Source organism: Plasticicumulans sp., assembly GCF_035331805.1.
In the GTDB taxonomy this organism is placed as follows: Bacteria; Pseudomonadota; Gammaproteobacteria; order Competibacterales; family Competibacteraceae; genus Plasticicumulans.
In genome coordinates, this window is the sequence record NZ_DAOLKE010000008.1 from 19,433 (window position 1) to 29,421 (window position 9,989).

The following is a 9,989-nucleotide window of genomic DNA, read 5'->3' on the forward strand; positions in this document are numbered from 1 at the left end:
CGGGCATCAAACCAGAAGGTTGGAGAGGGGAACGGTTTCTTTCAATCCGGCTTTGTGAGGGCGGACCATGCGCGTGCCCGCGGTGATTGATGTCGAGGCTTCCGGTTTCGGCCGGGGCAGTTACCCCATCGAGGTCGGCTACGTGCTGCCGGATGGCCGGCGTTTCTGCACGCTGATCCGCCCGCAGCCCGGATGGCAGCACTGGGATGCCGGCGCCGAGCGCATCCACCGCATTCCGAAAAGCATCCTGCAGAGCCGCGGCCGGGAGCCTGCCGAGGTCTGCGAGCGGCTCGATGCCGATCTCGGCGGACGCGTCGTCTACTCGGATGCCTGGAGTCACGACCTGAGCTGGCTGCACCGCCTCTATGACGCCGCCGGCAGCACCCCGGCGTTCCGGCTCGAATCGATCCGTTCGCTGCTCGGCGAGCAGGAACTCGCTGGCTGGCATCCGGCGCGCGAGGCTGCCGCGCGCGACCTGTGCGGCGAGCGCCACCGTGCCAGCGTCGATGCGCTGAGCGTCCAGCACGCCTACTGCCGGCTCAAGGGCCTGAGCTTTCCGGAGCCATCGGCGCTGCCGGGGCCGGCGCCGATGCCGCGGCTGGTGCTGTCGCGCCTGGCCTGCTGAACCCCCCGCGCGCGCGCCCGCCGGTTTCGCCTGCGGGCTGCCTGACGGCGGCCGGCGGCTGCGCTTACACTGCGCGGCCCCTCCAGCAATCCCCGTGCCCGCGCCCCCATGAGTGTCCCCTCTGCCTCCGCCGGCACCGAAGCCGTGCCGCTGCGCGAATTCACCGAAAGGGCGTACCTCGACTATTCGATGTACGTGATCCTCGACCGCGCGCTGCCGCACGTCGGCGATGGCCTGAAGCCCGTGCAGCGGCGCATCGTCTACGCGATGTCCGAACTTGGCCTGACCGCTGCCGCCAAGCACAAGAAGTCGGCGCGCACGGTCGGCGACGTGCTCGGCAAGTTCCATCCGCACGGCGATTCGGCCTGTTACGAGGCCATGGTGCTGATGGCCCAGCCCTTCAGCTACCGCTACCCGCTGATCGACGGCCAGGGCAACTGGGGTTCGGTCGACGATCCGAAATCCTTCGCGGCGATGCGCTACACCGAGGCGCGGCTCGCGCCCTACGCGCAGACGCTGCTCGCCGAACTCGGCCAGGGCACGGTCGACTGGCAGCCGAACTTCGATGGCACGCTGGAGGAGCCCGTGCTGCTGCCGGCGCGGCTGCCGAACGTGCTGCTCAACGGCACGACCGGCATCGCCGTCGGCATGGCCACCGACATTCCGCCGCACAACCTGCGCGAGATCGCCGCCGCCTGCGTCTGCCTGCTCGATGAGCCGGATGCCGGCATCGAGCGGCTGTGCGAACTCGTGCCCGGACCCGATTACCCGACCGGCGGCGAGATCGTCACGCCGCGCGAGGAACTCGCGAAGCTCTACCGCAGCGGCAACGGCTCGGTGCGCGTGCGGGCGCGCTGGGAGCACGACAAGGGCAGTGACGAGATCGTGATCACGGAGCTGCCGTTCCAGACCTCGGGCGCGCGCGTGCTGGAGCAGATCGCCGCGCAGATGCAGGCGAAGAAGCTGCCGATGGTCGAGGACCTGCGCGACGAGTCCGACCACGAGAACCCGATCCGGCTGGTGGTCGTGCTGCGCTCGAACCGCGTCGATGTCGAGCCGCTGATGGATCACCTGTTCGCGACCACCGACCTCGAAAAATCCTTCCGCGCCAACCTGAACCTGATCGGGCTCGATGGCCGGCCGCGGGTCATGGACCTGCGCGAGCTGCTCGGCGAATGGCTGGTCTACCGGCGCCAGACGGTCACGCGCCGGCTGCGCCACCGGCTGGAGCGCGTCGAGGCGCGGCTGCACCTGCTCGAAGGCCTGCTGATCGCGTTCCTGAACCTCGACGAGGTGATCCGCATCGTCCGCTACGAGGACGATCCGAAGGCGGCGCTGATGGCGCGCTTCGCGCTGTCGGTGCTGCAGGCCGAGGCCATCCTGGAGACGAAGCTCCGCCAGCTCGCGAAGCTCGAAGAAATGAAGATCCGCGGCGAGCAGGACGAACTCGCCCGCGAACGCGACGAACTGCTGGCCACGCTCGGTTCCGAAAAGCGGCTGACGCGGCTGCTGCGCACGGAGCTGCTCGCCGATGCCGAAAAATACGGCGACGCCCGCCGCTCGCGGCTGGTGCAGCGGCGCGCCGCGCAGGCGCTCGATGAAACCGCGCTGGCGCCGTCCGAGCCGGTCACCGTCGTGCTGTCGCAGAAGGGCTGGATCCGCGCCGGCAAGGGCTGGGAGCTCGACGGCAGCAGCCTGACCTACAAGTCCGGGGATGCCTTCCTCGCGCAGGCGCAGGGGCGCAGCAACCAGCTCGCCGTCTGCCTCGACGACGGCGGACGCGCCTACACGCTGAGCGTGCATGATCTCGCCTCGGCGCGCGGCTACGGCGAGCCGCTGACCGGCCGCCTCGATCCGCCGGCCGGCGCGCGCTTCGAGCACCTGCTGCTCGGCACGCCGGACGAACTCTGGCTGCTCGCCTCCGACCACGGCTACGGCTACGTCTGCCGCTACGAGGACCTGCTCGGGCGCAACCGCTCCGGCAAGGCCTCGGTGAGCCTCTCCGCCGGCGCCCGGCTGCTGGCGCCGCTGCGCGTCGCGGACGCAGCCGGCCTGCGCATCGCCATCGCCGGCAGCAGCGGGCATCTGCTGGTCTTTCCGCTCGCCGAACTGCCGCAGCTCGCCAAGGGCAAGGGCAACCGGCTGATCGCGCTGGCGCCGGACAAGGGCGAGCGGGTCGCGGCGCTGGCGCTGCTGCCGGCCGGAGCCGGGCTGATGCTGGTCAGCGGCAAGCGCCGGCTGAAGGTGAAGATCGAGGACCATCTCGGCGAGCGCGGCCGCCGCGGCGTGCTGGTCGGCGGCGGCAAGGTGCGCATCGACGCTCTGGAGGTCAGCGGCGCCGGCTGAAGGCGGGCCAGCGGCGCCGGCGGACCCGGGGTGCGATGACAATTTCTCCACGCACACGGTGGCAGTGATGGCCGTGCTGCGGGGCTCGACTACGGTAGCGGGCAGTGCCGCACGCGATGGCACCCCCGCCGATCCGGACCCAGGAGAGAGAGGTTCACGCATCATGTCGCAGACCCTGAACGCCCTCGACGATCTGCCGCTGCAGCCGCAGCTTCGTGATCTCAGCCCCGACCGGCCGCTGGTCTGGCTGCGCAAGGGCTGGCGCGACACCCTGGCCACGCCGGTGGCGAGCCTGCTCTACGGCGGGCTGTTCGTGCTGATGGGCTGGCTGCTGATCCACCACGTCGCGGCCGGCAACCTGCAGCTCGCCTTCACGCTCGCCTGGGGCTTCATGCTGGTCGGGCCCTTCCTCGCCACCGGCTTCTACGAACTGTCGCGCCGCCTCGAAGCCGGCGAACCGGCGCAGCTCTGGCACGCGATCACCGCGCTGCGGCACAACCCGGCGGCGCTGCTGCTGCTCGGGCTGGCGAGCACGCTGTTTCTCGTTGCCTGGGTGCGCGTCTCGGCCGTCGTCTACGCGATCGTGCTCGGCGGCTCGCCGGACATGACGCTCGCGCAGATCGCGCATTCGCTGATGAGCGTCGAGGGCGTGGTGTTCATCGCCTTCTATTTTGCGATCGGCGGCGTGCTCGCCACCTTCGCGTTCTGCCTGAGCGTGATCTCCTTCCCGATGCTGCTCGACCGGCGCGCCGACGTGATCACGGCCATCGTCGCGAGCTTCGGCACCGCCTACCGCAACCGCGCGACGATGCTGCGCTGGGCCGGCTGGATCGCGCTGCTGACCGGGCTCGGCTTCGTGACCGTGATCGGCCTGGCGCTGACGCTGCCGCTGATCGGCCATGCCAGCTGGCATGCCTACCGCGATGCAGTCGATTACGACGCCTTGCCGCCTGCCTGATCCTGGCGGGGTAGGCCGGCATACCTCTCTGGTGCATTACGAAGCGGCAAGAATCGGCGTGGCTTGCACCGATGTGGAGCATGTGCGGCGGCGGGGTATCGGGTTCGTATGATCAAGATCATGAAATTATTGAAAAAATCATGATTGGCATGAGTCTGGCATTTATCTGATCCAAGCTTTCAGACCTGCCAAAGGTGGTAGGGATCCCCTGAAAGCCGGCGACCAACGGCGGTCGCCAAAGCGGACAACGGCGTCCGATACCCCAGCGCGCTTCTCCCTGCTGCGCTCGGGCTATCGGGCGCTTTTTTTTGGCTTTCATTTTGAGTGGATGCAGGAGTTCGGACGTGAGCGACATTCTCGATCGGGATGGCAAGAAGCTGAGCCGACGCGATTTTCTGAAGACCACGGGGCTGATCGTGGGAGGTGCGACGATGGCAGGTGCCACTCCGGCTTGGCTGCGCAGTGCCGCCTGGGCGGCCGGTTCCGAAGGCATCGAGAAGACCGATGTGACCTTCGGCATCATTCCGCTGACCGACTGCGCGCCGATCGTCGTTGCCTACGAGAAGGGCTACTTCAAGAAGTACGGCCTGAACGTCACCGTCTCGAAGGAAGCCTCCTGGGCGAACATCCGCGACAAGGTCGCCATCGGCGAACTCGACGGTGCGCACATGCTCGCCGGCATGCCGATCGCGACGACGCTCGGTATCGGCTCGCTGAAGCAGCCGACGATCACCGCCTTCAGCATGGATCTCAACGGCAACGCGATCACGGTCTCGAACGAGCTCTACGACCGCATGATGGCGGCCGATCCGGAGGCGATGAAGGCGAACCCGATTTCGGCCCGGGCGCTGAAGAAGGTCATCGATGCCGACAAGGCGGCCGGCAAGGAGCCGATGACCTTCGCGATGGTGTTCCCGGTCTCGACGCACAACTACGAGATCCGCTACTGGATGGCCTCGGCCGGCATCAACCCGGACAACGACGTGCGCCTGATCGTCATCCCGCCGCCGCAGATGGTCGCCAACCTCAAGGCCGGCAACATCGTCGGCTACTGCGTCGGCGAGCCGTGGAACGAGCGCGCGGTCGAGGAGGGCATCGGCCGCACGCTGATCACCAACTACGAGATCTGGAACAACAAGCTCGAAAAGGTGTTCGGCGTCAACCAGGCCTGGGCCGAGAAGAACCCGAACACCCACAAGGCCGCGGTCATGGCGCTGCTCGAAGCCGCGCAGTGGATGGACAAGCCCGAGAACCGCATGGAAGTGGTGAAGCTGATCGCGCAGAAGTCCTACGTCAACGCGCCCGAGAACATCGTCAAGATGTCGATGACCGGCACGTTCTCGTACGTCAAGGGCTCCGATCCGCGGCCGCTGCCGGACTTCAACGTCTTCTACCGCTACGCCGCGACCTATCCGTGGGCCTCGCAGGCCGCCTGGTACATCACGCAGATGTACCGCTGGGGCCAGATCGAGGAGCCGATGAACATCCTCAAGACCGCGCGCAGCGTCTACCGCGCCGATCTGTACCGCGATGCGGCCAAGGCGCTCGGCCTGCCGGTGCCGACCACCGACGTGAAGACCGAAGGCAGCCACGCCAAGGGCTGGACGCTCAACGAGGCATCGAGCCCGATCGCGATGGGTCCGGACCTGTTCTTCGACGGCGGCAAGTTCGATCCGCTGAAGCCGGCCGACTACCTGAAGACCTTCCCGGTGCACAGCATGAAGGTCGATCTCGCGAAGCTCGCCGCCGCCAACGGCTGACGTTCCCGCCCTTTCCTGACCATCCCCCGACCCGGGCGGCGATCCCGCCCGGTCTGACGGAGCCTCCGCGCCATGACTGCGATCAAGAAACTGCAGCTCGTCCACCCGGCCCCGGCCGAATCCGCCGCAACGCCGGTTCAGTCCGGGAATGACGCGGCAGGCTCCCCGGCCCCCACGGCCGGCGCCGCGACCGAGAACCGTCCGATGAGCACCGCCAGTACCGCTTCCGCCTCCGCTTCCCCTTCGCGCATCCGGCTCAAGTGGCTCGCCAACGTCGCGCTGCCGCTGCTGACCTTCGGGGTCGTGCTGGCCGTGTGGTCCTTCATCAGCCTGAAGATCACCAGCGACATCCCGGCGCCGACGGTGGCCTGGCAGCGTGCCATCGAGCTGTTCAGCGACCCGTTCTACCAGAAGGGTCCGAACGACATGGGCATCGGCTGGCAGGTGCTGTACTCGCTCGGGCGCGTGCTCGGCGGCTTCGCGCTGGCGGTGCTGGTGGGCATTCCGGTCGGCTTCATGATGGGCGCGAGCGAGACCGTCAACCGCGCCGTGTACCCGCTGGTGCAGGTGCTGCGACCGGTCAGTCCGCTCGCCTGGCTGCCGATCGGCCTGCTGCTGTTCAAGGCCGTCGATCCGTCGGCGCTGTTCGTGATCTTCATCACCAGCATCTGGCCGGTGATCGTCAACACCGCGGCCGGCGTCAAGGCCATCCCGCAGGACTACATGAACGTCGCGCGCGTGCTGCAGCTCGGCAAGCTGGAGATCACCCGCCGCATCCTGATCCCCGGTGCGCTGCCGCACATCATCACCGGCATGCGCCTGTCGCTCGGCGTGGCCTGGATGGTCATCGTCGCCGCCGAGATGCTGACCGGTGGCATCGGCATCGGCTTCTTCGTCTGGGATGAGTGGAACAACCTGAATGTCGCCTCGATCATCGTCGCCATCGGCGTGATCGGTGTGGTCGGCATCGCGCTCGAAGCCGCCATGAACCTCGTCCAGAACCGCCTCGACTACACCCGCCGCTGATCGGTTGCGTCCCGGAGCCCATGCCATGAACGCCTATCTGAACATCGACAACGTCGACATGACCTTCCACACGCAGAGCGGCACCTTCCACGCGCTGCGCAACATCAACCTGAAGATCGCCAAGGGCGAGTTCGTGTCGCTGATCGGTCACTCGGGCTGCGGCAAGTCGACGGTGCTGAACATCGTCGCCGGCCTGCTCAACGCCACCCGCGGCGGCGTGCTGCTCGAAAACCGCGAGGTCAACCGCCCGGGGCCGGACCGCGCCGTGGTGTTCCAGAACCACTCGCTGCTGCCGTGGCTGAGCGTCTACGACAACGTGCGCATCGCCGTCGACAAGGTGTTCGGCAAGACCACCTCGTCGGCCGAGCGCGACGAGATGACGCGCCTGAACCTCAAGCGCGTGCACATGGACCACGCCATCCACAAGCGCCCGGGCGAGATCTCCGGCGGCATGAAGCAGCGCGTCGGCATCGCCCGCGCGCTGGCGATGCAGCCGAAGGTGCTGCTGATGGACGAGCCCTTCGGTGCACTCGACGCGCTGACCCGCGCGCACCTGCAGGAGACCGTCATGGAGCTGCAGGTCGAGCTCGGCAACACCGTGATCATGATCACGCACGATGTCGACGAGGCCGTGCTGCTGTCCGACCGCATCGTCATGATGACCAACGGTCCGGCCGCGACCATCGGCGAGGTGCTGAAGGTCGACCTGCCGCGTCCGCGCAACCGCCTCGAACTGGCCGATGACGTCTCGTACAACCACTATCGCGCCGAAGTGCTGAAGTTCCTGTATGAGCGCCAGAAGCGGCCCGACGCCGCCTGATCGCGCCGCGTTCCCGCCGCCGTTCCCCCCGCAGTTCCCATCCGTTTCGGTACTGACCGGGCGCCCCCTTGCCGGGGCGCCTCCGGCCCCTGCCTGTCCGGAGTCCGCCCATGTCCAGTTGCGGTCGCACCGCTGTCCCTGCGCGCTGCCGGTGGCAGGCGCTGCGCGGCGCGTATGCTCCGGGGGACAGACGTTCTTCAAGTAGTTTTTTTATACCATCATATTTTTGTTTCAGCTTCAGCACGCCTCGTTTCGGACCCTCCTCAAATACAAGCCCCCAGGTCACGGAGTCCGTCCGCAGGCCCTCCCTGCGCAGGCCTCTTTCACGAACCACAGGCTCTGGAAGCCTGGGGCGTCAGGCGTGCACGGATACCCGGCGCGAAGCGGCACAAGCGTCGCTGCCCGGACGCAGGCATCGAATCCGCAGCCTGTGCGCGCGGCCGGATGGCTGCGGAGCGCATTTCCGGGCCCGTGGCGCTGTATCTGCCGTGCGCTCGATGGCGATGCTGGTGGTCCCGCGAGAGCAGGGCTTGCAGATGCATGGGAAGGCCGCCCGCCCGGAAGCGGTCCCCGCAGACGGGTTCGCGGGCTTGCGCAGGCCGGCAGGGCCGGCGCCTGCGGCTCGGGCCGTCCTGCCGCGCGGGGCAGGGCGGGATGCCCGGCGAGCCGGCGTGCCGGCAGCGCGCTGCCGCTGGCCGGAGTCGCTGCGGACGGCACGCGGCTCCGGCAGCCCGACCGGAAGTGCGACCTCGATCGCCGGCGAATCAGGGTTTCCCGGCGCCTGGCTGCGCAGGTCCGGCCGCGGCTCAGGAGAGACGGGCCGGAATCCCGGCGGCCGCCGGGGGTTTTGTGGCTCAGTGCCGGCTCAGCAGGAACAGCAGCACCAGATTCAGCACAAGCGACAGCAGTGCCAGCGTCCGCCAGAGCCCGAGCGGGTTGCGCTCGATCAGCGGTGGCACCGGGCCGCCGGTGAACTCGGTGTTCGCGTGCAGCAGGTCGTGCATGAACTCGGTCTCGACCGTGTAGCGCAGGCGCGGGTCGAGGCGCACGGATTTCTCGAGTGCGCCATCGACCCAGCGCGGCAGATCGCTGCGCGTCAGACGGGCCGGGATGTAGTGCAGCTTCGCGAGCGCCTTCGCGTCGGTCTCGCGGCCGAGCCGCTCGCCGTAGGGCAGGTGGCCGGTCAGCAGTTCGTAGGCGATGACACCGAACGAGAACAGGTCGCAGCGCGTCGTCGCCGACTCGCCGAGCAGCAGCTCCGGCGCGGTGTAGTCCCTGGTGCCGACCAGATCGGTGCGCTCGACCGGCGATGCGGTCTCGGCGATGCCGCCGATCTTCACCGAGCCGAAATCGATGATGCGCACCCGGCCCTCGCGGTCGATGTGGATGTTCTCGGGCTTCAGGTCCAGATGCAGCATGTCCAGCCGGTGAAAGGCGCGCAGGCCGCGGGCGATCTGCCCGAGCAGCGCGCGGGTTTCCGCGAGCGTCGGCTGCGGGTGCGCCTGCATCCACTGGCGCAGCGTCTGGCCGTCCAGGTATTCGAGCACGTGATACAGGTGCCGGCGCCGGCGTGGCGGCTCGATCACGCGCATCACGTGCGGGCTGTTGAGGCGACGGCCGACCCATTCCTCGTGCCGGAAACGCTCCAGATAGGCCGGGTCATCCTCGTAGTTGACGGACGGGGTCTTCAGCACCACGCGTTCGCCGCTCTGCTCGTCGACGGCCAGATACAGCTGGCTGGTGCTGCTCGCGTGGATCTCGCGCTCGATCCGGTAGCCCTCGAAGTGCTTGCCGGTCTCCAGTTCGGGCGGGAACGGCAGCTCGGCGAGCTGGCGGAACACCGAGTCGGCGTCCTGCGCCGGCAGCGAGTCGATGCAGATCAGCTGGCAGGTCAGGTTGTCGGGGCTGCCGGCGGCGTGGGCAGCGGCAGCCAGTGCCCGGCAGGCAGCGTCCGGGTCCTCGGAGTGTTCGTTGAGCAGGCGCTTGATCTCGCGCGGCTGCAGGTATTCGTGGATGCCGTCGGTCGTGAACAGGTAGCGGTCGCCGACCTCGACCGGCACGGCGCGGTAATCGATGTCGAGGCGCAGGTCGATGCCGAGCGCGCGGTTCAGCCAGCTGCGCCCGCCGCTGCCGAAGGCGTGGTGATCCCGGGTCAGCGGTTCGAGGGTCTGGTCGCGCAGCTGCCAGATGCGGCTGTCGCCGATGTGGAAGACGTGCGCCGTCGTCGATTTCAGCACCAGCGCACTGAAGGTCGTGACCAGGCCGCGCGCCGGATCGCGCAGCGCCGTGCTCTGCGCATACAGCCAGCGGTTCAGCGCCGACAGCACCTTCTCGCCGGACTTGCGCACCGTCCAGGAGTCCGGCGTCGCGTAGTAATCATTGAGGAAGCCCTTGACCGCGTATTCGGCCGCAAGCCGCGCCGCCTCGCTCGAACTCATGCCGTCGGCGATCGCG

The 9,989-nt window shown here is 68.1% G+C and carries 7 protein-coding genes; 6 read left to right on the top strand and 1 reads right to left on the bottom strand.

Features of this window, described 5'->3' with window-relative positions; genetic code table 11:
- The first annotated feature begins 67 nt into the window (after positions 1 to 67).
- From PKE44_RS01690 to PKE44_RS01715, 6 genes are all read left to right on the top strand, one after another.
- The gene (locus PKE44_RS01690; RefSeq protein WP_324547925.1) at positions 68 to 625 is read left to right on the top strand and encodes a hypothetical protein; all 558 of its coding nucleotides are present in this window, start codon (positions 68 to 70) and stop codon (positions 623 to 625) included.
- Positions 626 to 733: 108 nt separating this feature from the next.
- Positions 734 to 2,971, top strand: a complete 2,238-nt coding sequence (gene parC, locus PKE44_RS01695; RefSeq protein ID WP_324547926.1) for a DNA topoisomerase IV subunit A — start codon at positions 734 to 736, stop codon at positions 2,969 to 2,971.
- A 163-nt stretch (positions 2,972 to 3,134) separates the two neighbouring features.
- Positions 3,135 to 3,929: a DUF2189 domain-containing protein gene (locus PKE44_RS01700; RefSeq protein WP_324547927.1), complete on the top strand. Its 795-nt coding sequence runs from the start codon at positions 3,135 to 3,137 to the stop codon at positions 3,927 to 3,929.
- Between the two features lie 344 nt (positions 3,930 to 4,273).
- A complete protein-coding gene (locus tag PKE44_RS01705; protein WP_324547928.1) occupies positions 4,274 to 5,689 on the top strand; it encodes an ABC transporter substrate-binding protein in 1,416 nt (471 codons plus the stop codon).
- Between the two features lie 204 nt (positions 5,690 to 5,893).
- Positions 5,894 to 6,715 (top strand): nitrate ABC transporter permease, encoded by an 822-nt coding sequence (gene ntrB / locus PKE44_RS01710; protein ID WP_324547929.1) that lies wholly within the window; start codon positions 5,894 to 5,896, stop codon positions 6,713 to 6,715.
- 25 nt (positions 6,716 to 6,740) lie between these two features.
- The gene (locus tag PKE44_RS01715; RefSeq protein WP_324547930.1) at positions 6,741 to 7,535 is read left to right on the top strand and encodes an ABC transporter ATP-binding protein; all 795 of its coding nucleotides are present in this window, start codon (positions 6,741 to 6,743) and stop codon (positions 7,533 to 7,535) included.
- A gap of 854 nt (positions 7,536 to 8,389) precedes the next feature.
- Here PKE44_RS01715 and PKE44_RS01720 read toward each other — a convergent pair.
- A partial coding sequence (locus PKE44_RS01720) for a bifunctional protein-serine/threonine kinase/phosphatase (RefSeq protein ID WP_324547931.1) occupies positions 8,390 to 9,989 on the bottom strand: 1,600 nt, incomplete at its 5' end.

Coding starts and splice junctions, on each gene's coding strand:
- PKE44_RS01715 (WP_324547930.1), top strand. CDS start 6,741: ATGAACGCCTATCTGAACATCGACAACGTCGACATGACCTTCCACACG.
- ntrB (WP_324547929.1), top strand. CDS start 5,894: ATGAGCACCGCCAGTACCGCTTCCGCCTCCGCTTCCCCTTCGCGCATC.
- PKE44_RS01690 (WP_324547925.1), top strand. CDS start 68: ATGCGCGTGCCCGCGGTGATTGATGTCGAGGCTTCCGGTTTCGGCCGG.
- parC (WP_324547926.1), top strand. CDS start 734: ATGAGTGTCCCCTCTGCCTCCGCCGGCACCGAAGCCGTGCCGCTGCGC.
- PKE44_RS01700 (WP_324547927.1), top strand. CDS start 3,135: ATGTCGCAGACCCTGAACGCCCTCGACGATCTGCCGCTGCAGCCGCAG.